Origin of the sequence: Nocardia sp. NPDC005366 (assembly GCF_040606855.1) — a bacterium.
In the GTDB taxonomy this organism is placed as follows: domain Bacteria; phylum Actinomycetota; class Actinomycetes; order Mycobacteriales; family Mycobacteriaceae; genus Nocardia.
Genome location: NZ_JBEXFQ010000018.1, coordinates 1 through 21,466, shown reverse-complemented (window position 1 = coordinate 21,466; position 21,466 = coordinate 1). Strand labels below are relative to the sequence as shown.

The window sequence follows — 21,466 nt, the reverse complement described above, 5'->3', positions numbered from 1 at the left end:
GCGGGCGTATCTCGAAGACGCGACCTGCCGCTACAACTGCCGCTGGCCAACGCCATGTAATGCCGAGTTCCGGATGTGCCTTGGCACTTGCGGCTCAGAGTCCGAGTACCCGGCCAACCCTCTTGGTCAGATCCTCCTCGGATACGGTGTCGACGTCGATGACGGGAAGTCCGAGGCGGGTGCTCTCCGTGCGGAGACGGTTGGTGAACAACCGATCACGTTCGAGCAGATTTCGTGCAGCACGTTCCGGATCACGGGTCTTGTCCGGGATCTCCCAGCCGCGCTTATCGAACGCTGCCCGGCGGAACGCGGGTGAGGGAAGCAACCACACGCCGTGGCTGCGCTCGGTGAGCAGCGGAGCGACCAGATGCGGCAACAGGCGGAATCCCTCGGCGATGACACCGGTTTCGGAGGATGAACACAACAGGTCGTCGACGATGAAATGGAATCCTTCCCCCCGGTACCAGTGGAAGGTGTCGAGCATCGTCTCCGGTGACCGGTCCACCCAGCGTTCATCCATACTCATCGCCGCGAATCTGCTCAGCCAGGGTGAGTTCTCCCGTGTGCTGCGCGCAGCATGGTCGCGCATGGCATCGTCGGTCGAGTACACGCGCAAGCCGTGCCGGGCCGCGAGATTACCCGCGATTGTCGATTTGCCGGCACCGCTGCCCCCACCGATCCAATAGATATGGCGCAGTCGCAGGCGCAGCGCGGCTGCGGTACCAGGCTGCTTTTGTTCGTCGGCACCCATTCGACCAAGCTATCCATCGACGCCGACGAAGCGCACACGCTCAACGACTTACCTCGCGGCAAAACCGGTTGCTCGCGGGGTCAGCCACTCCGCGGTTTGCTCAACAACGCGCGGCCGCGTTCCGGGGTGAGGCTGTACGCAAGAACAGGGTCGGCGAGCAGCGCAACCGGGGCGATGTGATCTGGAGTGCGGGGCTGCCAGTGCGTCATCGCGGTCTCGAGCGCATGCCAGAGTGCCGCTGGGTCGGAGTGGTGTTCAGCGAGCGCGTTTCGCACCGCGGTGTCGAATGCCTGGTTTCCGTAGGTGAGCCGGTAGCCGGGCTGCTGTACCCGCGCTCGGTGCTCGTCGATGGCACGTCCGATCTCGAACCCGGGGTCGTTCTGGGCGGTTTCGAGGATCTGGGCAACTTCGAGCGCGGAGTACTGCGCGGCCCCTTTGTTTGTGTGTTGCTGGGCGATTTCGAGGGCTACGCGGTGTCCGGCGTGTGCGCGATCTGCCATGTACTGGGCAGTCTCGAGCGCGGAGCCGTACCAGGGTTCTTTATGTGCGTGTTGCAGGAACACGCACGGCAGGAACTCTTCGGTGAACAGTGAACCAGCGAAGAATCCGTCCGGGACGGGCGCCGGAGGCAGCAGACGCGAAAGAAGCCGGGAGGTTTCGTACGGGGAGGAGGTGGCGAGGAACATCTGGAGCTGGACTTGGAGGACAGTGGCGCGTGGCTGGCCGAAATCTTGGGCTTTTTCCAGGGCCACCACGGCTCTGTCGATATCCCCGGAAAGAGCCTCGCCCCGAGCCTGTTCCACCGCCAGATCCCAGCTGTCACGAGTCTTGCCCGGCGGCTGGCGCAACCGGTGAAAGTCCTGGTACAGCGATTCCATGAGCGCAGTGAACGACGGATACCGCCGCGGAAATTCAGCCCAGGAAAACACGCTGTAGGCCGCCCACTCGCCGTTCTCATCACGGTCGGCCGGGTCGAGGAACAGAACCCCGACGTCGGCGTGAAGCGAGATCAGTAGCCCGCGACTGAACGGGTTACCCGGCGCGCCGACCGGAGCCTCGGTGATCAGGTCGGCCCACGACTCCCAAGCCGGTTCGAGGTCACGCAGCCATCCCAGATTGGTGGTATCACGCATCTTCCACACGAATTCCCCGGCATGGCGCCATCCATCCGTGGTCAGCAGGAAGCCGCGATACGAGGGCGGCAACCTCAGACCGAGTCGCTCCTCGACCACCTCGACGTCGACCTCGGCAGCGGGGGCGTACCCGAGCCAGCGCTGCCGCACCACATCGGGCTCCAGGTCACCGAAATCACTGCCTGTGACCCATTCCTCGCTCCACAGCTCCAGCCACGGTCTCCAGTTCACTCCATGAACGCTACGAGTGGCCTCCGACAAGTTCGGCGTGCGTGCAGGCCGAGATCGTGGTGAGAGTAGCTACTACTCTGGCCCTGCTCAGACATGTCCGCAAATGCCGCACGAGCCCGACGGGCGCCGAGTGGTGGACCAACGCCGGACAATTGACAAAAGTCGGTCCGGGAGTAAGGGTGATGGCATCCACTGGAGGGTGGCCTATGTGGGCGGGGGCAATGTCTGGTCGGCTTCGTTGTTCTTGTCCGTGATGGAGGGAACGGCGAGGTGTTTCGATGAGCGGCGGATTCTTCAACCACTACGACGATCCCGACGAGTTCTGGGACGACGAGCCGATCCGCCCGGTTACCCGACCGGCCCGACGGGGACCGGATACCCGCCCGGCCGACCCGCTGCCGAATTACCGCGCCTCTGTGTTGGCCGAAGCCGTCCAGGGATCGGCCCGGTTGTATCCCGGGAGTACCTCGTGGCGGCCTGTGTCAATTTCTTGGTCGGTCTGGCCCGCGCCATCGGCGAACTGCTCAGCGGTGTCGGGGCCGGGGTCAGTATCGCCGATATCGCCGCGACATCCGGGATGACGGCGGCGACCGGCGCTGCCGCCTGCACCGCCCTGGTGACCTTTCTCGGCGCACAGGCCAAAGCCATGGGCGACATCGACAGATCCTTCCCCGACGGCAAATGGCCGGGCTCCCAGGCGAGGAGTTTCAACGACGCGTCGGTCGAGGGCGACGACAAGTCCAGTTGGGAGATCGCCTAGACATGGCAGGTGCGGACCCGGCGCGGATGCGCGCGGGGGAACAACGCGTCCGGATCTTCGGACTCGCCTTGCAAGCCGTGATTCCAACGGTGATCGGGTGCGGACTGCTGGTGCCAGACATAGCGGAGTGGGCCGGTCTCGCCGTAGCCCAACGCGCGGCGCTCGGCTACGCCCTGCTCGTGCAGGTGGCGGCGATCGCGATGAGCTGGCGGACCCCACCCGCCGGAACATCACTGGTCATCGTTCGCACACTGTTCTTCTCCGCCTACACGGCGCTGGCCGCAAGCACGGCTCTGCTGGCGAGAAAAGAGGACTGGAATCTACTGACCATTCCGATCTTCGTGTGCTTGATCTTCGCGTTGCACACCGTCTACGAGCGCTGCACGCGGCGTTTCGAGGCATTCGACACACGCTCGGACGGTGAAGCTGAGCGCCGTGCGCAATGAGGGGCGAACAGCAGGACCCGTGTGCCGCGGGCGACAGGGCCGAACTCGTCCAACATGGTCGCCACGGCCAAGCCGATGCCCGCCGGGTCGACAGGTCACCTCGCCAAGGCCGACCCACTCCTACGGGTAGCCGGAGAGGGTGACAGACAACCTGCAATGCCGCATAGCGCGCGGTTCAGAACGGCATACTTGCTCGCCGCCAAGACGACCGCGCCCCCACCCGGACAGCTGGATTGGGGCGCAGCGGAGTGGGTTCGCAACGCTTGGACCGTTCTTCGAAAGGCGATGCCTGGCCTGCCCGAGTGTGGCGGGCTCCCGCCCCGGCCGTCGCGCCGCACACGCGCATCAACCACCGTGACATCCGGCCAGGACATCGGCCCACCTTTGACGCTCAACGGACCGGCGACCGGGAACGGCGTTCCACCGATAGCCGGGATCTGGCCGTAACGGCCGGCCGAACGCGTCCCGGAGCGTGCCGTCCCGCCTCAGTCGGTGCCGTCCTGCACCGGATAGTCGATGACGACCGCACCGCCGGTGGCGTAGTTGACGACATCGGCGGCCGCCCGCTGGCCGTGCTGTGATGCCCGTGCCGCGGCCATGGCGGCGGCGTCGGCGAAGTCGGCTTCGAAGACCGCGAAATACGGCGCTTCTCCGTTGGTGGCCGCTACGTCGAAGCTGTAGCGCCACGCAAGCAGGCCGGGCATTTTCATGACCAGTGGAAGGTGATTGGTCACGTAGTAGTCGCGGAAGTGGTCAGGGTCGGCGGGCTTGGGATACAGGACTACCAACTTATGCATGACCGCCTCCCGGTGTGTGTGAGTGCGGTGTCCGGTACCGCGGTCGGTTGAATCGTCATATGTGCAGGTTAGGGCTTGATGTGTGGTCGAGGGAAAGACGGGGACGGGATAGACTCAGAACGGATCGTTATCAATCGACCGGGAGGGCATATGGCGCCGGATACGGTGAGCCTGCGGTACTTTCTGGTGCTGGCGCAGGAGTTGAACTTCACCCGCGCGGCCGCACGGATCGGTATCGCGCAGCCCGCACTCAGTGCCCGGATGCGCCGATTGGAGGCGGAACTCGGTACGACGCTGCTGGTTCGTAACACGCGTAGCGTCGTATTGACCACGGCCGGCGCGGCTTTGGCGGAGTCCGCGCCGCCCGCGCTGGCGGCGCTGGACCGGGCATGGGACACCGCCCGGAATGCGGGGGCCGGTCAACTGGGCACGCTGCGCATCGGATACAGCCTCAGCGCGGGGGCCGAGACGGCACCGACCCTGGTGGACAGGCTCATTCGCAGCAGCCCGGGACTCGAGGTCGGCGCGGTCCCCATGGCGACACCGGAGATCTCCCCCGCGGTCGCCGACGGCCGCATCGATGCGGGGATCACCCGCGGTGGACAGCCGGGTCGTGACGTGCGCCGGTTCCTGCTGCGGCGCGAGCGCGTCGGGGTCCAATTGGCACAGCATCATCCGCTGGCCGAACACCCGGAGATCGAGATCGCCGATGCGGCCGCGTATCCGCTGCGACTCCCCGACCGGACGGCCAACCCCGTGATCCACGACCAGCTGTCCGCACTGTTCCGCGATACCCGGCCGAACCCCCGATTCCACACGCCCCCAGTCTCTTTCGACATGTCTCAAAGCGACCTACGCGACGGGCTCACCCTCGCCCCGGCCGGTGAAGCCGCGGTCGCGACACAAACGGCCGGTCTCACGTGGCGACCGCTGCAGGGCGCGCCCACCTTGACGATCCACCTGGTCCTCCCGCGCGTGCAGTCACCACTACACCGCCGCGTCCGCACCGTCGCCAAAACCCTTGCACACGAGCTGCACTGGCTGCCCGACTGACGCGCAGCAGGTCACGCAGATTGCCGCCGACGATGACGATCCCCTGCACCGCCACAACCTTCAACAGCGGATGTGTCCAGGAAATCGGTATGAGCACGAGCAATTGCCCAACCGGCACCACGATCCGAGTACTACAGCGACCACCAGCAGCAGCCAGCCCACCCGTGCGACCCACCCCCCGCGCCCGGCGCACCGGGCTGACCTCCTCCGGTCCCCGAGGTCTGTCGCCGAAACGGGCCTCGCCACCTTCGCAGTAACAGCTCCACGGCAACGTCCACCCCCTGCATGCCCGTGCCAACCGCAGGGGGTCGAGAACGCACTACATTTGCCGCACAGCGCGCTGACGGAACCGGCCGGACGGGCGGCGCCGACGGAACGACTGAGCCCCCACCCGGCAACCGGACCGAGGCTCAGCAGAGTCTCTACCAGCAGCGATACGCGTGCCGCGCTACTTCTTCCCAGACGCTGATTCGCTATACGTTGAAGCGGAACTCGACCCCATTGACATCCCATATCGGCACGTCAAACCCCCTGCTCGTACGTCGCGTCACGTTCCGAAGCAGAATAACCTCTGCACCTCTCCTCGACCCAACCGGTGTCGGCGGCTCGTGCGATCCGACGCTCCGGCCGCCGCACCGCCCGGCTGACTCTAGAGAACTCAAGTGCGCGCTCATGCCGAATTGAGTGCACTTCGCGGTGCGATCGGAGGTAGGTTCGCCCCCTCTCCGTACTCCGCGCAACTCAGTGGTGGATCACCTCACCGAGCCGCGGCAGAACGGACCGTTTCCAACTGCGCTCGACGGCGTTGCGCACCATCCGCTGTCGTCGATCCTGGATGTCGAACCCCGTCTGTGTCAGCAGAAGTCGTGTACCCCGCCCCTGCGTCTGCAGCATCCAGTCGACAACCCAGCGGGCGGGAAACTCTGCCTGTGGATAATCCCAACTGTAGGTCAGCTGCTCGTATGGCCGGACCGCCAACACCTCACAGAGGATCTGCTCGGTGACTGATTCCGGAATGATGAACCGGAAGCAGGTCCCGACCGACGCAGCGAACCCGGTCGGTCGCAGCAACCACCGTTGCAGCAAATCCGGCTCGGTCAATGCACGCCACACGGCTTCCGGCGGCTGCCGAAAGAAGCTGCCAAGCTCGACTGCGGCGGGATTCAATTGCGGATCAGCGATCACCGGCGCACCACCTCCACAAAGGGCCGAACCGGCCCTGCTGCTCAATTCGCCTGGCCTTCCTTGAATTTCGCTTCCATTTCCGCTGCAAGTTGCGGCTGTTCGGCCTCCATCTTCTGGACATAGTTGACCGCATCGCCGACAGTTCGCAGGCTCGCCAGGTCTTCATCGGGGATCTTCACCTCGTACTTGTCCTCCAGCTGCACGGCGATCTCAACCAGCGACAGTGAGTCGATATCGAGGTCGTCGACGAACGACTTCTCGAGCACCACGTCTGCAGCGTCGATACCGGTGACCTCCTCGACGATCTCCGCGATGCCAGCGACGATTTCTTCCTGCGTAGTAGCCACGAATTACCCTTTCTCGGTGCAATTATCTGTCTGCGTCGACCCGAGGCCCTGTGCCTCGCTGGAGCCGAGAGTCAGTGCCAGTACGCTAAGAGCTCCAGTGGGGTGGAGGTTCAACAGGTTGTGACGGACAACACGCAATCCGGTGTGCTGGTGAGCATCGGTGAGTTGGCACGCAGGACCGGTCTCGCGGTGCGAACGATCCGGTTCTACTGCGACGAAGGCATTCTGGAATCGCAACGCAGCGCGGGCGGACATCGAATGTTCGACCCTGACAGTGCCGCCGAACGACTGCTCTTGGTACGGCGGCTACGCATTCTGGGCCTCGGCCTCGATTCGATAACTCATGTGCTGCACGGGGAACGGTCGCTGACAGAAGCCATCGCTGCCGAAAGTGCACGACTGGATGTCGAATTGAGATCACTGGCGTGGCGGCGGGCGTCACTGCGGGCTATCGAGACGGCGTCCTCGGCACAGCGGAGTGCGCGATTGGCATTGCTGGCTGCCGCGCAGGACGGAGTTGCGGTCCACGATCGCCTCGTCCGCTTCTGGCGGCGCATCCTCGCACCGCTACCGCGAGCCGCCAGCGATCCGTGGGTGTGCTGGAACGTCCCGCAGCCGCCTGCTGAGCCATCCATCGACGAGGTTGTGGCGTATGTCGAGTTGGCCGCTCTCGCGGCCGATCCCGACGTGATCAGAGTTGTGCGGCGGCAATACTGGCGAGGTCGGCCGGAGTTGATTCATGATGCCCACGCGTTGTACGTCGCGGTGGGCGAGGTGATGGTGGATGTGGTGTCACTCGTCACCGAAGGCGTCCAGCCGCATCGAGGCAACGAACTCGATCGATTCGTCATCGCTCACGCCAGCGCGCGCGGCGAACGCGACACCCCACGTTTCCGCGAGCAAATGATGATCGACGCTACCGACGCCGACCACCGGATTCATCGCTATTGGGCGCTGACCAGTCAGTTCCTCGGAACTCGCGTCACCGTTGGCCAAGCCCACAACTGGCTCTACGAAGCCCTGACCAGCTCCACCGAGCTCGTCGACGCACCAGCGAGCCAGCAGACCGCACTACCGGAGGAATACCGTGACGGTTCCGGCCACGAGCCCGGGAATGCTCGCCGCCGAGCCGCCCGTCGGGCCGAACTACTGCGGCAGCTGCTGTAGCGCCGGCTCGTCGAGAAGACTGACGCAAACGCACTGTCTTGCCGCATACCGCGCTGACCGAACCGGCCAGATCACCGTGCCAGCGAAACGACAGAGCCCCCGCCCGGACACCGGGCGGTGGCCTCAGCAGCGCCTCTACCAGCAGCGATACAGGTGCTGCCTACTTCTTCGCTGACGCTAATCCGCTGCGGAACTCGACCCTCTTGACATCCAATATCGGCACGTCAAACACCCTGTTCCGCACGCAGCCTACGTTCCGAAGCCAAATAACCTCACCAGGACTCTAGCGACTTCCTCTTTGTGAGGTTGGAGTCGAGGGCAGTCGCCCTCTTTCGGTCGGGCGCTGGTCACCAGGGCATCGCGAGGTCTGCCTGTGAGACACACTGATGTCAGGCGTCATGATCCCGAGGGTTCTGCGGGCAGGCAAGTCCCCGCCAGAATTGGGAATCGCGAGGATGTTGCTGCGTTAGCACCGGCAGGACGGGATTCTCTGTTCTACTGCGGACCAGCACGTCATCGAGCGAAGCGACGACGTCCAGCACAGAGCGCGGCTCGAACTGGCCAGCCTGCTTCTTGGCCTTGACGCGCACGTTGTTCGGTGTGGGGCCAGCGTCGATGACGGAGTGGTGCCACAGTCGGCTGTGATGAGCACAGCGATTACGGAGGTAGACCATGGCCCTCACCCGGTAGGCGAAACCGCTCTTTGCTACTCCGACACTGGCCGCGACAGCGTCGGGCAGCGTGCCCAGTGCCCCGCGCTCGATGCACTTCGACAGCGTGCCGAACGACCATGCCTCGACAGCCGACCAGACAGGCAGTTCGCTAAAGCCCTGCCTGCCTGCGTCGGTGGTCGTGAAGCGCAGGATGTGACGCTCCTTGCTCCGCTCGATGTCGCGCAGGCACGATTCGACGGTTCGTTCGCCCTGACCGACATCCATGTAGAAATCATCCTTGAGGTATCGCCCGCGTGGCCCGTGGGCAGCCGCGATCACACGCGCCGTATGAGTCCGTAGCAACAACTCGACGCGGGCGAGCGGCGGCACGAGCATGGACCGCAGCGCCTCGTCTGCTTCGTAAATCGTCCGGATATCATGGAAGGTCGTGCCGGGACGGAAGTCATCGTCGCCCAGATGTGGAGCCTGCTGGAAGTACCGTGCATAACCGGAGAACCTGTAGTAGTTATTCGCGGCGAGGAACGCGGAACACCCCGCCTCGTCCTCGATAACGAGACCGCGTCGCCCCAGGAGCTCGACCTGCTCCTCCACGGACAGGCTAGGCTTCACAGAGCCCCCGGAAAGAAAAAGGCCCCTCCCATTTGAGCTTCAGCGAGAGGCTTGGGAGGGGGACGATTGGCACCAGCATAGCCCATGATGGACTCACATGCCAGCCGCCGCTAGCGCCCGATGAGCAGAAGTTCAAGCCCTGCTCCGCACAGATCACTTCTTGCCTGCGAGGCAAATCCGCAAGCAGCATCCTTTGGTTGACCCTGTCCGAACGATTGGCGCCGACCGTGGACGGCCAGTTGCCTACCGCCTCGTGGATGATCCAGCGCTGTTCCAGGCGAAAAGAGCTGCCCTCGTTCGAGCCCTGAACGTTCTCGATGAGGACGCACCGAACTAGCCGCCGGGAACGGATTTGCATCGTCCGAGACTAATGTCCGTTCGATCAGCGATACCAAGTATCAAGCCTTTCCGCAGCCGCCGGCCTAACTTCTTCGCTGACGCTAGTCCGCTGCGGACCTCGCCCCTGTTGACGTCCTATCACTGCACGTCAAACCTCCTTCGCGCCGCGACTCATGTACCGAAGTCGGACAACCTCTGCGCGAACCTGATGGTACGACCGGCGCTGGCACTGGTCGTACCATCAGGTTCCTTCCTGGTCGTCAGGTGAGTTCCGCCAGTGAGATTGTCTTCACCCACAGTCCAGACTGGAACGCGGCATCACTTGTTGCCGACAAGGCGCAGCACTGGCCGCTGGTCGGCCTCTCCGAGGAGGTCGCGGACCTGCCTCGGGCTGATCTTCAGGACATCGGCGAGAGCGGGGATACTCACCCCGTGGTTGCCAGCGAGTTCGGTTGCCTTCCTCAGCAACGTCGGCACCTCCCCTGGATACGCGCTCGACGGATCGGCGGAAGGGTCGATAACCATAGCGAGGCGTTGGTACGCCCGACGCGCGGACGACTCCGTGGTACGGCCGCGCTCGACCATCCGGCGAACCAGCGAGTGTGGCGAGACGCCCCAAGTCCTGCCAAGCCGGTCGAGCGCGGACAGGTCGAGCCGCTGCGGTAGGGCAGCATCCATAGACGCGGCTGGCGTCAGGAATGCGGCGGCGAATTCGTCGGCCTCCTTCTCTATGGCTGCACTGTGCTCGCTGGAGTCGGTATGCAGCAGCAAGTGCCCAATCTCATGCGCAATCGAGAATCGGTGGGTAAATACGTTCTCGGTCCGCCGCGGGGTCGTGATGATGATCGGACGGTCGACAATCACAACGGAGAAGGCATCGACAGCGTCGATCTCGCCGAGCGGGCGCACAGCGACGACGATGCCGCGGGACTCGGACGTGGCGACCAAATGCTTGACTGGGCCATCGGGCAGGCCCCAGTGCTGGCGCAGAAGCGCGGCGGCCTCGGCAGGCGCAATGCCCCGGTTGACCTCAGGGAGGTCGGCCTCAGGGAGCTTGACGTGCCGCTCAAGCGCGAATGTCAACTCCCACACCAAGGTCGTCGTGGCCAGCGCCTTTTGGCGGTCGCTCACGCGCGCCGAACGCAGGCTCCGAAAGTGGGCATTCACCGTGTCGATGCGGGCCAGAGGGCGACCGACGCCGAAGAAACCGGGGCGGACGTCCAGGGCCTTCGCCAAACGGTCCAGCACGTCGGCGCGGGGCGAGTTGATTCCGGCCTCGTACTGACCGATCGCGGCCGCCGACACTCCGACCTCGGCCGCTAGGTCGGACTTCGTCACTGAAAGACGAACACGGGCCTGAGTTAGCCGGGCCGGTTCGAAACGGCCGTGCGTCTGCCCGGAGCCGGGAAGGTCGAACAGGCTCGGGGTATCGTCACGCATCTGGAGGCGTCTCCTCCTGCTTCTGCAACTCAACGACGGGAACGACCGGGGTGCCACTGTCGAACGGCTCGACGTCCGCAGTCACGCGCTCAGAGTCGGCCTCGGGCTGCCAGATGGCTTCATGCCCGTGCAACTTGACCTTGCCTGCGTCATCGAGGACGGCGACGGCCCACTCGATCGCCTGCAACTGCCGCGGCGACGAATGGACCATGATCAGCACGAGAGGCATCGTGTCGCCGACCGCCGCCACCAGGCGCTGGACACTAGGCTCGCTAGCGTCCTCGGCCACATCGTTGTCAGGCTCGGGTGCCTCCTCGAAGCCAGGCTCGAACAGCATCGGGTCCGGAGGCCGGGCAGCAAAGCCGTTCATCCGCGTCGGGCTTGACGCGAAGTTGCTGAGCGCATCCGGAGTGCCCGGCACCCGCCAGACGTACAGCACGCAGTCGTTGACGACGGGAAGCTCGTACCCTGCCGGGGTCAGCTTATGCGACTGGAAGCCGCGAGCAGCTAGTGCCTCGTGGGCGTCATCGAGGAGATCGCGCCACTGACTGCCAAAGCCCATGGAGTACCGCGACCCCGAAGCCAGGTGCGCTTCCGCCGCGCGGTCGTGCCTCGAACGCACAATTTCGACGAGTAGTTTACGGATGCCGGGAGCGTGGGAGCCGAGAGCATCGGCGGGCGAGTGCAAAACCATGATGGACTCCTGATTCCGCGTCCGGAGCCGCACATTCGGCCAGGACTGTCACTTCAGTATGGCACGCGATTCGCGCATAGACGCTTCAGTCGAGCTCAGCGTGGCGCGCCACAGCCCATAGACCAGGCTGGGCGAGTCGACCTTTGGCCTATCAACGGTCGCCACCACGCCGCCGGACTGATCACCGACGCCTTTCTCCACAGCTGACCAAACGCGCGCTCACGCGTCAGACCGCACTGACCGAAGTGGCCAGGATGCTGTCCCGGCGAACCCACTGGGCCCCCACGCAGATATTGAGCGGAACTCCGCAGACTTTCTACCAGCAGCGATTCGCGCGCAGTGTTACTTCTTCGCAGACGCTAATCCGCTGCGGAATTCGACCACGTCACCATCGACCATGACGTAGTCCTTACCCTCCATACGAACCTTGCCCGCGGCCTTCGCCGCCGCCATGGAGCCCGCTTCGACAAGATCCGCGAAGGCGACGATCTCGGCCTTGATGAAGCCGCGTTCGAAGTCGGTGTGGATGACGCCCGCCGCCTTGGGAGCGGTATCGCCCTGATGAATCGTCCACGCGCGGGCCTCTTTCGGCCCCGCCGTGAGGTAGGTCTGCAAGCCGAGGGTGTGGAATCCGGCGCGAGCGAGGGCGTGCAGGCCCGGTTCGGTCTGCCCGATGGATTCCAGCAGTTCCAGGGCGGATTCGTCATCGAGTTCGAGCAGTTCGGCTTCGACCTTGGCGTCGAGGAAGACCGCGTCCGCGGGCGCCACGGCGGCTTTCAGTTCGGCGATCTTCGCTTCGTCGGTGAGCACCGATTCGTCGGCGTTGAAGACGTAGAGGAAGGGTTTGGTGGTGAGCAGCGAAAGTTCTTTCAGCAGTTCGGTATCCACCTTGTTGCCCGCAGCGAACAGGGTGGTTCCGCTGTTCAGGATCTCCTGGGCCGTTTTGGCGGCATCGGCGAGGGGCTTGCGCTCCTTCTTGATCTTGGCTTCCTTTTCGAAGCGCGGGACCGCCTTCTCGAGGGTCTGGAGGTCGGCGAGGATGAGTTCGGTTTCGATGACCTCGATATCGGCGGTCGGGTCGACCTTGCCGTCGACGTGCACGACATCGTCGTCGGCGAAGACGCGCACCACCTGGCAGATGGCGTCGGCCTCGCGGATGTTGGCGAGGAATTTGTTGCCGAGTCCCGCGCCCTCGGACGCGCCCTTCACGATGCCCGCTATATCGACGAAGGAGACGACGGCGGGGACGAGGCGCTCGGAACCGAAGATCCCGGCGAGCGTTTTCAAGCGCGGATCGGGCAGCGGGACCACCCCGACGTTCGGCTCGATGGTCGCGAACGGGTAGTTCGCGGCCAGCACGTCGTTCTTGGTCAGCGCGTTGAAGAGCGTCGACTTTCCGACGTTGGGCAGGCCGACGATTCCGAGGGTGAGACTCACGAGGTAGGGAGTCTACGCGTCGCGACGCACGGCCCGGCCCACCGCTCCCGGGAAACGTCGGGGATCGGGTCGAGTTGCCGATCGTCAGGGGATGAGGACGACCTTGCCCAGGTTGGCACGGCCCTCGATGACGGTGTGCGCCTCGGCGGCGTCATCGAGCGAGAATTCGGCATGCACGGCGGGTCGCAGTTGGCCGGAAGCGGCGTATTGCCACAATTCCTGGCGCCAGTGGTCGTAGATCTCGGGGGTTTCCGCGGCGACGCGCGCGATCTGGAATCCGATCACCGATTTCGCGCCGACGAGCAGGTCATAGGCTTGGATCGTGCCGCCGCCGGAGCTGTAGGCGACCAGGCGACCGCCGGGGGCGAGAGCGGCCAACGCCGGGCCGAGCAGGTCGCCGCCGACGGCATCGAGGCCGTAGTCGACGGGTTCACCCCATGTCCGCGCGCTGTAGGCGACCACCTCGTCGACGCCGAGGCCGTCCAGGAATTCCGCCTTCGAGAGATCGGAGACGGCCGCGAGCACCCGCTTGGCTCCGCGCACGCGGGCCAGTTGGACCGCGAGGTGTCCGACGCCGCTCGCCGCGGCGGTGACGAGCGCGGACTCGCCGGACTCCGGTTTCGCGGCATCGAGGGCGCCGAGCGCGACCAGACCGCTGCGCACCAGCGCCACCGCGTCGACGGCCGACGCACCGTCGGGGATGGTCGATGCCATCGACTCATGGATCAGCGCGTACTCGGCGTACCCGTGGCCGAAGCACAGGCCGGTGACGCGATAGCCGGGCATGCAGTCGGTGACGCCTTCGCCCACGGCCACCACCTCGCCCGCGATCTCGCCGCCCAATGGGCTCGGTTCCCCGGCTTCTCGGACCTTCCGCACCACCGGCAGGGTCACTCCGATCGCCTCGACGCGAACGAGGAGTTCACCGGGGCCGGGAGTCGGGATCTCGACCGACTCCACCTCGAGGACCTCGGGACCACCATTGCGCTCATACCGGACCCGACGCATCCCAACCTCCATTGATCGTTAGAAGGCGTAACGGTAACGGGACGGCAGGCGGATCTCACCCATTCGATGGCGCTGCTGTGCGACATCTCACCAGGCCGTGGGCGGGATCCGACCTGAGCGGACATTCGAGGGCCGCACGCACGCCTTTCCGTCAACAACTGTGCACGAGAACGCCCCGGCGTACCGTGCTCGTATGGAGCCGATCACGGAGGTGGTGACGGCACGGCCCGCGCCCGCGCTGGCGGGGTTCATCGACCACTACCTCGGCTACCGGATGACCGGTTATCCGCCCGGACTGCACCGGGGTCTGCCGTCGCGGCATCTGACGTTCATCGTGTCCATCGGGCCGACCATCGATGTCGTCGCGCAGACCGATCCTCGGCAGCGGCCGGATGACTATCGCTGTGTGTTGAGCGGGTTGCAGGCCAGTTCGGCCGCGATCGCGCACTGCGGGGATCAGGAGGGCGTGACGATCGCGTTGACGCCGATGGGGTGCCGGACGTTGTTCGGAATGCCCGCGGGCACGCTGTGGAATACCTCGCTGGAGTGCGCCGATGTGGCTGGTCGCGCGGGTGACGAGTTGTGGGAACGGTTGCAGGGGCCGGCGCCGTGGTCGCGACGGTTCGCGATCTGCGATGAGGTGCTGACCCGGGTGGCGCGTCCGGATCGTCTCGTGACACCCGAATTATCCTGGGCCTGGCGAACTCTCGTGGACAGCGGCGGCAATGTCGCCATCGCTCCGTTGGCGGAGCGCGTCGGGTGGAGCAGGCAGCATCTGGCGCGGCGCTTCGCTACCGAATTCGGGGTGAGTCCGAAGCTGGCGGGGCGGATCACCCGATTCGAGCGCGCACGGCGCATGATCGAGCACGTCCCGCCGCATATCACTATCGCCCAGGTCGCGGCCACGTGCGGCTATTACGACCAGGCGCATCTGAATCGCGATTTCGCCGAGTTGGCGGGGTGCAGTCCGACGACGTGGCTGGCGCAGGAGGTTACATCCGTCCAAGACGCAACGGCGCGGGCGGGCGCACGCTGAGGTCATGACCAATCCAGCACCGGCAGAAGCCACTACTCGCATCGCCACGGCCGTATGGCCGTGCCTCATCTTCCGCGACGCCCGCGCGTCGGCGGATTTCCTCGTCCGCGCCTTCGGTTTCGAACTGGCGGCGCTCTACGCGCGCGAGGGCGACCCGTCCGTCATCGAGCACGGTCAACTCCGCTGGCCGCTCGGCGGCGGCGTCATGTTCGGCAGCGCGGGCAGGGACGACTCACCGTTCGGGCGGCGTGAACCCGGAACCGACCTGGTCTACGTCGTCTGCGACGAACCGGATGAACTCTTCGCCCGTGCCACGGCGGCGGGGGCCGAGGTGGTGCGCGATCTGCGCGACGAGGATTACGGCTCACGGGGTTTCGCGGTGCGCGATCCCGAGGGCAATATCTGGAGTTTCGGCACCTACCGCGGCGAATAGCTCAGCGACCGCCCAGCCCGGACATGGCTATGCCGTGCACGAAGGCGCGTTGTGCCAGGGCCTAGAGCACGAGCAGCGGCGACAGGATGACCACCGCCGCGGCCATCAGCAGCGGCCACTGGGTGTGGTACTGGCCTTGCAGGCGGACCAGACCCAGTGTGGCGGTGGCGTATTCGTTGCGTTGGATCATGATCAACGGCCACAGGAAATCGTTCCAGACCGATATCCAGGGTGAGTACGGCCAGCACCATCAGGGCGGGACGGGTGTGCGGTAGCAGCACCCGCCAGTAGATCTGCCAGGTCGTGCAGCCGTCCAGGATCGCCGCTTCCTCCAATTCCACGGGGAGGGTGCGGAAGAACTGGCGCATGAGGTAGGTGCCGAAGGCGCTGCCGAACAGGCCGGGCACGATCACCGCCCACGGCGTGTCGACCCAGCCGAGGACACGCATGAGCAGGAATTGCGGGATCACCGTGACGGTCAACGGCACCATCAGGGTGCCCAGATAGGCGAGGAACAACACGTCCCTGCCGCGAAATCGCAAGCGGGCGAACGCGTATCCGGCAAGCGAGCAGAAGAACACCTGTCCCGCGGTCACGCACAGCGCGTAGCCGGTGGTGTTGAACAGCATTCGCCCCATCGGCAGGGTGTCGAAGACACGGCCGTAGTTGGACCAGCGCGGATGCGCGGGAAGCACGGTGGGCTCGGTGATGTCGCCGTCGCTCTTCAGTGAGCCGGATACGGCCCACAGCACGGGGTCAGTGCCTCGTCGTCGTCACCGCAGCCGCCGCTCAGCAGCGGTAACGCGAGGGCCGACCCGAGCAGAGTCCGCCTGCGCACCCGCGCGGCGGCCCGGTGAGTCGGACTCGCGGGATTCGATACCGCGCGGGTCGGATGCAGCACGGCACTCCTGCCGGGGGTGAGGGCGGCGCAACACGGACGGCAACGCAGCTTACTTACGGCGGCGATCGCGGAGCGCCCGACACACGGGACAAATGTCGAAGACCGGCCCTCGATAGCGGAATTCCGCCTGGCCGGCGACGTAGATCGGATACGTTGACACGTGTTTCAGCAAGATCCCGCGGAGTTCTACAGGGAGTAGGCAGATGGCGACACTCGAATATCTGCGGACCGATCCCGACCTGCCGCCCGTCGGCGTGGTCGACCGGTCCCCGATAACACCGGCAAAGAAGGCGATTTTCGCCGGAATCGCGGTCCTCGGCGCGGTCGCATGGGCCCTGCTCGCCATCGCGCGCGGCGAGAACGTCAATGCCGTCTGGATCGTCATCGCCGCGGTGTGCACCTATGTCATCGCCTACCGGTTCTACGCACGGTTCATCGAGTGGAAGATCACCACACCGCGTGACGATGTGGCGACTCCGGCCGAAATACTGGAGAACGGCAAGGATTACATGCCGATGGACCGGCGGGTCCTCTACGGCCACCACTTCGCCGCCATCGCGGGTGCGGGTCCGCTGGTCGGCCCGGTGCTTGCCGCGCAGATGGGTTATCTGCCCGGCACCATCTGGATCGTCGTCGGCGTGGTCTTCGCCGGTGCTGTGCAGGACTACTTGGTGCTCTGGGCGTCGACCAAACGGCGCGGTCGCAGCCTCGGGCAGATGGCGCGCGACGAGCTGGGCGCCATCGGCGGCGTCGCGGCGATCGTCGCGATCCTGGTCATCATGATGATCCTGCTCGCGGTGCTCGCGCTGGTCGTCGTCAACGCGCTCGGCGAGAGTCCGTGGGGTGTGTACTCGATCGGCATGACCATCCCCATCGCCCTGTTCATGGGCGTCTACCTGCGGTTTCTGCGTCCGGGTAAGGTCGGCGAGGTTTCCGCGATCGGTATCGCGCTGCTACTGCTCGCGATCGTCTCGGGCGGCTGGGTCGCGGAAACCAGCTGGGGCGAGGACTGGTTCACCCTCTCGAAGACAACCATCGCCTGGCTGTTGATCGCCTACGGCTTCTTCGCGTCTGTGCTGCCGGTGTGGCTGTTGCTCGCGCCGCGCGACTATCTGTCGACCTTCATGAAGATCGGCACCATCGGCCTGCTCGCGGTCGGCATTCTGATCACCATGCCGGTGCTGGAGGCGCCCGCGGTCTCCCAGTTCGCGAGTTCGGGAACCGGGCCGGCGTTCGCGGGCAGCCTGTTCCCCTTCCTGTTCATCACCATCGCCTGCGGCGCGCTGTCCGGGTTCCATTCGCTCGTCGCCTCGGGTACTACGCCGAAACTGCTGGAGAAGGAATCCCACGGCCGCATGATCGGCTACGGCGGCATGTTGATGGAGTCGTTCGTCGCCGTGATGGCGATCATCACCGCCTCCATCATCGACCAGCATCTGTATTTCGGGATGAACGCCCCGGGCGCGTTGACCGGCAATACCCCGGAAACAGCTGCGGCGTATACCAATTCGCTCGGACTCTCCGGACCACCCGCCACCCCGGCCGATTTCTCCCAGATCGCTTCCGACGTCGGCGAGAAGACGATCATTTCGCGGACCGGCGGTGCGCCGACCTTGGCGGTCGGCATCTCGCAGGTGTTCTCCGAATTTCTCGGCGGCTCGGCGATGAAATCGTTCTGGTACCACTTCGCGATCATGTTCGAGGCGCTGTTCATTCTCACCACGATCGATGCGGGCACCCGCGTCGCGCGGTTCATCGTCTCGGACGCGCTGGGCAATTTCGGTGGCCCGCTGCGCAAATTCAAGGATCCGTCGTGGCGGATCGGCGCCTGGCTGTGCTCGCTGGTGGTGGTCGCGGCCTGGGGTTCGATCCTGCTGATGGGCGTCAACGATCCTTTCGGCGGTATCAACGCGCTCTACCCGCTGTTCGGCATCGCCAACCAGTTGCTCGCGGCGGTGGCCCTGACGGTGGTGCTGACCATCATCATCAAGAAGGGCCTGGTGAAATACGCCTGGATACCGGGTATTCCGCTGATCTGGGATCTCCTGGTGACGATGACGGCGTCGTGGCAGAAGATCTTCTCCGCCGATCCGAAACTCGGGTATTGGAAACAGCACAGTCTGTGCCAGGCCGCCAAGGACGCGGGCAAAGGCTGTCTGACGGCGAAAGCCGACCAGGTCGACACCGCGCTGCGCAACACCTTCATCCAGGGCACCCTGTCGATCATCTTCGCGGTGCTTGTACTGATCGTCGCGATCGTCGGCGCCGTCGTCTGCCTGCGGGCGTGGCGCGCGGGCGGTTCGGAGACGACCGAATCACCGGAGGAACCGTCGAAGATATTCGCGCCGAGCGGTTTCGTCGCGACCCCGGCCGAGCGGGAAGTCCAGAAGCAGTGGGACGAGTTGATCGCGGCGGGCACGGTGCGTGCGCCGGGCGCGGCACACGCGACGGCGGATCGACCCGCGTGACGCGCCCCCGGATGGCGCGGGGCGGTCGATTCACCGGATCGGCCGCCCTGCGCCGCGTGCGCGACGGCGCGAAGACCGTCATCTGGTGGGTCGACTCGATACTGGGCGGGCAGGACTACCGCCGCTACGTCGACCATCTACGCCGCGCGCACCCCGGTCGCGAGATTCCGACCGAGCGTGACTACTGGCGCGACCGGTATGCCGAGGCGGATCGCAATCCCCAGAACCGCTGCTGCTGACTCCCGCCGGGCTGCCCGATCGGATGCATTCGCGTCTGATTTCCGCTAGCACGCTGTCGCGTGAGCTGACATTGTTGATGAAGTGACGATCACGGCGTTGGATTTCGAGCGGTGCTATCGAGCGGTGTCGACGCGGGACTCGCGATTCGACGGACAGTTCTTCACGGCGGTGCGAACCACCGGGATCTATTGCCGCCCTTCATGCCCGGCCATCACACCCAAACGAACGAATGTCAGTTTCCTGCCGACGGCCGCCGCCGCGCAGCACGCCGGGTACCGGGCCTGCCGCCGCTGTCTGCCCGACGCGGCGCCCGGCTCCCCCCTGTGGAATACCAGAGCCGATCTCGCCGCCCGCGCCATGCGGCTCATCGGCGACGGCGTGATCGAACGCGGCGGCGTGCCCGCGCTGGCGGCCACCCTCGGTTATTCACAGCGGCAACTGACCCGTGTGCTGACCACCGAACTCGGCGCCGGTCCGCTCGCACTGGCTCGCGCGCATCGCGCCCACACCGCGCGACTGCTGATCCAGACCACATCGATGCCGATGTCGGATATCGCGTTCGCGGCCGGATTCGCCAGCATTCGGCAATTCAACGACACCGTGCGTGAGGTTTTCGCCGTCAGCCCGACCACGATGCGCACCGAGGCGCAGCGGGCGCGCAAGGACTCGCCCGTCGTGCCGGCCACCAACGGTGCGCTCACATTGCGCCTGCCCTACCGGGAACCGCTGGATCGGGCCTGGCTGGAATGGTTCCTTTCATCGCACGTTGCCCCCGGCATGGAACTGTGGGAGGACCACGCCTACACGCGCAACCTGCGTACCCCGCACGGATATGCGACGACCAGGCTGAGCTTCCAGCGTGACCACGTGCGCGCCGAACTCGCCCTGCACGATATGCGCGATCTGGCGCCGACGGTGGCGCGGCTGCGGCACCTGCTCGACCTCGACGCCGACCCGGTCGGTATCGACGAGATACTCGGCGTACTGCCGCGCCGCGCCGATCCGGAACCGCTGGACGGCGAGCAGTTGCCCGACGCGGGCACCGCGCCCGCCACCGGCGACCTGCCGCATCCGGTGGGCGCGCAACATCCGCTGTTCAGTCCAGGCATCCGGGTACCCGGATGCCTGGACGGCGCGGAACTGTTGCTGCGCACCATGATCGGCCAGCAGATCTCGGTGTCGGCGGCGGCCACCCACACCGCGCGTCTGGTCGACGCACTCGGCGAATCCGTCGAGGGACCGCTCCCCAGGCTCTTCCCCACACCCGCGGTCATCGCCGAACGCGGCGCCGAGGTGCTGACCGGACCCGCGCGTCGCGTCCACTCGATCATCGCCGCCGCCGCGGCGCTCGCCTCGGGTGAGCTGCGACTGCACCAGGGCCGCACCGCCGCCGACCTGCGCCGCGACCTGCTCGCCCTGGACGGCGTCGGCCCATGGACCGCCGACTACGTGACCATGCGACTGCTCGCCGATCCCGATGTCCTGCTCGGCACCGACCTCGTGGTCCGAGAAGGAGCCGCGCTACTCGGCGTCGATCTCACCGACACCGAGAAATGGGCTCCGTGGCGGTCGTATCTGTCGATGCACCTGTGGAAGGCCGCGTTAGCGGGCCGGGTGTCACGCAAGAACACATACGGGCGGGTCGGTGCGTCATGAGCGGTACGCACGCCGACTCGGCCCTCGCCCTCAACGCCGCACAACGAAAGCGAGCACACACAGATGAGCACCGCGGATTTCAGCACCGTCGAGACCCCCATCGGGCCTTTCACCGCACTCGTGAACGCCGAGGGGGCCGTACTTGCCGCCGGGTGGACGGCCGACGCCGAGAATCTGCGTCAACTGATCCATCCCCGGCTGCGCCCCGCCGAGTTGCGGGAACGTGAGTCGCTCGGTTCGATCACCACCGCCGTCACCGACTACCACCGGGGCGAGCTCAGCGCCATCGATACCGTCCCGGTCAGTCAGCATTCGGGTGAATTCCTGCTGCACGCGTGGGAGGTGTTACGCAAGGTTCCCGCGGGAGATCCGGTCACCTATACCGAATTCGCCGCCATCTCCGGCCGCCCCGACGCCACCCGTGCCGCCGCCAACGCGTGCGCCCGCAATGCGGCGGCGCTGTTCGTGCCCTGTCACCGCGTGCTGCGGATCGGCGGTGCGCTCGGCGGTTTCCGGTGGGGGTTGCCCGTCAAACGCTGGCTGCTGGACCACGAGGAGCGCGCGGCCTAGGTTCTGTCTCCCAATGACCTGAGCCACTCCACGATCAGGGCCAGGACGACTCCGGCGCGGTAGGTGATGGCCAACTTGTCATACCGTGTGG

General features: G+C 65.6%; 20 protein-coding genes and 1 pseudogene. 10 read left to right on the top strand and 11 right to left on the bottom strand.

The features are described 5' to 3' along the window. Positions 1 to 94 precede the first annotated feature (94 nt). Both ABZS43_RS20955 and ABZS43_RS20950 read right to left on the bottom strand, forming a co-directional pair. On the bottom strand, positions 95 to 751 hold the full coding sequence (locus ABZS43_RS20955; protein WP_355037591.1) for an AAA family ATPase: 657 nt from the start codon (positions 749 to 751) through the stop codon (positions 95 to 97). An 80-nt stretch (positions 752 to 831) separates the two neighbouring features. After that, positions 832 to 2,034 (bottom strand): SMI1/KNR4 family protein, encoded by a 1,203-nt coding sequence (locus tag ABZS43_RS20950; RefSeq protein WP_355037715.1) that lies wholly within the window; start codon positions 2,032 to 2,034, stop codon positions 832 to 834. Positions 2,035 to 2,584: 550 nt separating this feature from the next. Between ABZS43_RS20950 and ABZS43_RS20945 the strand changes: the two genes are divergently transcribed. Together ABZS43_RS20945 and ABZS43_RS20940 are read left to right on the top strand one after the other, a co-directional pair. Further along, positions 2,585 to 2,875: a hypothetical protein gene (locus tag ABZS43_RS20945; protein WP_355037590.1), complete on the top strand. Its 291-nt coding sequence runs from the start codon at positions 2,585 to 2,587 to the stop codon at positions 2,873 to 2,875. Between the two features lie 2 nt (positions 2,876 to 2,877). Further along, complete coding sequence (locus ABZS43_RS20940; protein WP_355037589.1) at positions 2,878 to 3,321, top strand: hypothetical protein; 444 nt, start codon at positions 2,878 to 2,880, stop codon at positions 3,319 to 3,321. Between the two features lie 485 nt (positions 3,322 to 3,806). Here ABZS43_RS20940 and ABZS43_RS20935 read toward each other — a convergent pair whose 3' ends face one another. Beyond that, complete coding sequence (locus ABZS43_RS20935; RefSeq protein WP_355037588.1) at positions 3,807 to 4,118, bottom strand: EthD family reductase; 312 nt, start codon at positions 4,116 to 4,118, stop codon at positions 3,807 to 3,809. 150 nt (positions 4,119 to 4,268) lie between these two features. Here ABZS43_RS20935 and ABZS43_RS20930 point away from each other — a divergent pair, with 150 nt between their 5' ends. Next, entirely contained in the window at positions 4,269 to 5,171 is a 903-nt protein-coding gene (locus ABZS43_RS20930; protein ID WP_355037587.1) for a LysR family transcriptional regulator, read from the top strand. A gap of 741 nt (positions 5,172 to 5,912) precedes the next feature. Here the strand turns inward: ABZS43_RS20930 and ABZS43_RS20925 are convergent. Beyond that, the gene (locus ABZS43_RS20925) at positions 5,913 to 6,356 is read right to left on the bottom strand and encodes an SRPBCC domain-containing protein (protein ID WP_355037586.1); all 444 of its coding nucleotides are present in this window, start codon (positions 6,354 to 6,356) and stop codon (positions 5,913 to 5,915) included. A 41-nt stretch (positions 6,357 to 6,397) separates the two neighbouring features. After that, positions 6,398 to 6,703 (bottom strand): meromycolate extension acyl carrier protein AcpM, encoded by a 306-nt coding sequence (gene acpM, locus ABZS43_RS20920; protein WP_104364258.1) that lies wholly within the window; start codon positions 6,701 to 6,703, stop codon positions 6,398 to 6,400. Between the two features lie 120 nt (positions 6,704 to 6,823). On the opposite strand from acpM, the gene ABZS43_RS20915 reads away from it, so the two are divergent. Beyond that, positions 6,824 to 7,870: a MerR family transcriptional regulator gene (locus ABZS43_RS20915; protein WP_355037585.1), complete on the top strand. Its 1,047-nt coding sequence runs from the start codon at positions 6,824 to 6,826 to the stop codon at positions 7,868 to 7,870. Between the two features lie 389 nt (positions 7,871 to 8,259). Here the strand turns inward: ABZS43_RS20915 and ABZS43_RS20910 are convergent, their stop codons facing one another. The 5 genes from ABZS43_RS20910 to ABZS43_RS20890 all read right to left on the bottom strand — a co-directional run bounded on the left by ABZS43_RS20910 (position 8,260) and on the right by ABZS43_RS20890 (position 14,071). Continuing rightward, on the bottom strand, positions 8,260 to 9,135 hold the full coding sequence (locus ABZS43_RS20910) for an Abi family protein (RefSeq protein ID WP_355037584.1): 876 nt from the start codon (positions 9,133 to 9,135) through the stop codon (positions 8,260 to 8,262). Positions 9,136 to 9,810: 675 nt separating this feature from the next. Further along, the gene (locus tag ABZS43_RS20905) at positions 9,811 to 10,932 is read right to left on the bottom strand and encodes an XRE family transcriptional regulator (RefSeq protein WP_355037583.1); all 1,122 of its coding nucleotides are present in this window, start codon (positions 10,930 to 10,932) and stop codon (positions 9,811 to 9,813) included. Continuing rightward, entirely contained in the window at positions 10,925 to 11,626 is a 702-nt protein-coding gene (locus ABZS43_RS20900; protein WP_355037582.1) for a hypothetical protein, read from the bottom strand. The genes ABZS43_RS20905 and ABZS43_RS20900 overlap by 8 nt, the downstream gene beginning before the upstream one ends. Before the next feature lie 342 nt (positions 11,627 to 11,968). Next, positions 11,969 to 13,063, bottom strand: a complete 1,095-nt coding sequence (gene ychF / locus ABZS43_RS20895; RefSeq protein WP_355037581.1) for a redox-regulated ATPase YchF — start codon at positions 13,061 to 13,063, stop codon at positions 11,969 to 11,971. Between the two features lie 84 nt (positions 13,064 to 13,147). After that, complete coding sequence (locus tag ABZS43_RS20890) at positions 13,148 to 14,071, bottom strand: zinc-binding dehydrogenase (protein ID WP_355037580.1); 924 nt, start codon at positions 14,069 to 14,071, stop codon at positions 13,148 to 13,150. Between the two features lie 193 nt (positions 14,072 to 14,264). Here ABZS43_RS20890 and ABZS43_RS20885 point away from each other — a divergent pair, with 193 nt between their 5' ends. Then, positions 14,265 to 15,107, top strand: coding sequence for a helix-turn-helix domain-containing protein (locus ABZS43_RS20885; protein WP_355037579.1), 843 nt, complete (start codon positions 14,265 to 14,267; stop codon positions 15,105 to 15,107). 4 nt (positions 15,108 to 15,111) lie between these two features. Then, positions 15,112 to 15,540 carry a VOC family protein gene (locus ABZS43_RS20880; protein WP_355037578.1) on the top strand — a complete coding sequence of 143 codons (429 nt, stop codon included), beginning with the start codon at positions 15,112 to 15,114 and terminating at the stop codon, positions 15,538 to 15,540. A gap of 61 nt (positions 15,541 to 15,601) precedes the next feature. Here the strand turns inward: ABZS43_RS20880 and ABZS43_RS20875 are convergent. Beyond that, a pseudogene (locus ABZS43_RS20875) lies at positions 15,602 to 16,336 on the bottom strand (carbohydrate ABC transporter permease). A 308-nt stretch (positions 16,337 to 16,644) separates the two neighbouring features. On the opposite strand from ABZS43_RS20875, the gene ABZS43_RS20870 reads away from it, so the two are divergent. The 4 genes from ABZS43_RS20870 to ABZS43_RS20855 all read left to right on the top strand — a co-directional run bounded on the left by ABZS43_RS20870 (position 16,645) and on the right by ABZS43_RS20855 (position 21,375). After that, positions 16,645 to 18,909, top strand: a complete 2,265-nt coding sequence (locus tag ABZS43_RS20870; protein WP_355037577.1) for a carbon starvation CstA family protein — start codon at positions 16,645 to 16,647, stop codon at positions 18,907 to 18,909. Positions 18,910 to 18,920: 11 nt separating this feature from the next. Beyond that, a complete protein-coding gene (locus ABZS43_RS20865) occupies positions 18,921 to 19,148 on the top strand; it encodes a YbdD/YjiX family protein (RefSeq protein ID WP_355037714.1) in 228 nt (75 codons plus the stop codon). A 97-nt stretch (positions 19,149 to 19,245) separates the two neighbouring features. After that, positions 19,246 to 20,805 carry an Ada metal-binding domain-containing protein gene (locus tag ABZS43_RS20860; RefSeq protein WP_355037576.1) on the top strand — a complete coding sequence of 520 codons (1,560 nt, stop codon included), beginning with the start codon at positions 19,246 to 19,248 and terminating at the stop codon, positions 20,803 to 20,805. A gap of 63 nt (positions 20,806 to 20,868) precedes the next feature. After that, positions 20,869 to 21,375, top strand: a complete 507-nt coding sequence (locus ABZS43_RS20855) for a methylated-DNA--[protein]-cysteine S-methyltransferase (protein WP_355037575.1) — start codon at positions 20,869 to 20,871, stop codon at positions 21,373 to 21,375. The last annotated feature ends 91 nt before the right edge of the window (positions 21,376 to 21,466 follow it).

Coding starts and splice junctions, on each gene's coding strand:
- ABZS43_RS20900 (WP_355037582.1), bottom strand. CDS start 11,626: ATGGTTTTGCACTCGCCCGCCGATGCTCTCGGCTCCCACGCTCCCGGC.
- ABZS43_RS20865 (WP_355037714.1), top strand. CDS start 18,921: ATGGCGCGGGGCGGTCGATTCACCGGATCGGCCGCCCTGCGCCGCGTG.
- ABZS43_RS20870 (WP_355037577.1), top strand. CDS start 16,645: ATGGCGACACTCGAATATCTGCGGACCGATCCCGACCTGCCGCCCGTC.
- ABZS43_RS20905 (WP_355037583.1), bottom strand. CDS start 10,932: ATGCGTGACGATACCCCGAGCCTGTTCGACCTTCCCGGCTCCGGGCAG.
- ABZS43_RS20890 (WP_355037580.1), bottom strand. CDS start 14,071: ATGCGTCGGGTCCGGTATGAGCGCAATGGTGGTCCCGAGGTCCTCGAG.
- ABZS43_RS20955 (WP_355037591.1), bottom strand. CDS start 751: ATGGGTGCCGACGAACAAAAGCAGCCTGGTACCGCAGCCGCGCTGCGC.
- ABZS43_RS20880 (WP_355037578.1), top strand. CDS start 15,112: ATGACCAATCCAGCACCGGCAGAAGCCACTACTCGCATCGCCACGGCC.
- ABZS43_RS20935 (WP_355037588.1), bottom strand. CDS start 4,118: ATGCATAAGTTGGTAGTCCTGTATCCCAAGCCCGCCGACCCTGACCAC.
- ABZS43_RS20885 (WP_355037579.1), top strand. CDS start 14,265: ATGGAGCCGATCACGGAGGTGGTGACGGCACGGCCCGCGCCCGCGCTG.
- ABZS43_RS20940 (WP_355037589.1), top strand. CDS start 2,878: ATGGCAGGTGCGGACCCGGCGCGGATGCGCGCGGGGGAACAACGCGTC.
- ABZS43_RS20855 (WP_355037575.1), top strand. CDS start 20,869: ATGAGCACCGCGGATTTCAGCACCGTCGAGACCCCCATCGGGCCTTTC.
- ABZS43_RS20930 (WP_355037587.1), top strand. CDS start 4,269: ATGGCGCCGGATACGGTGAGCCTGCGGTACTTTCTGGTGCTGGCGCAG.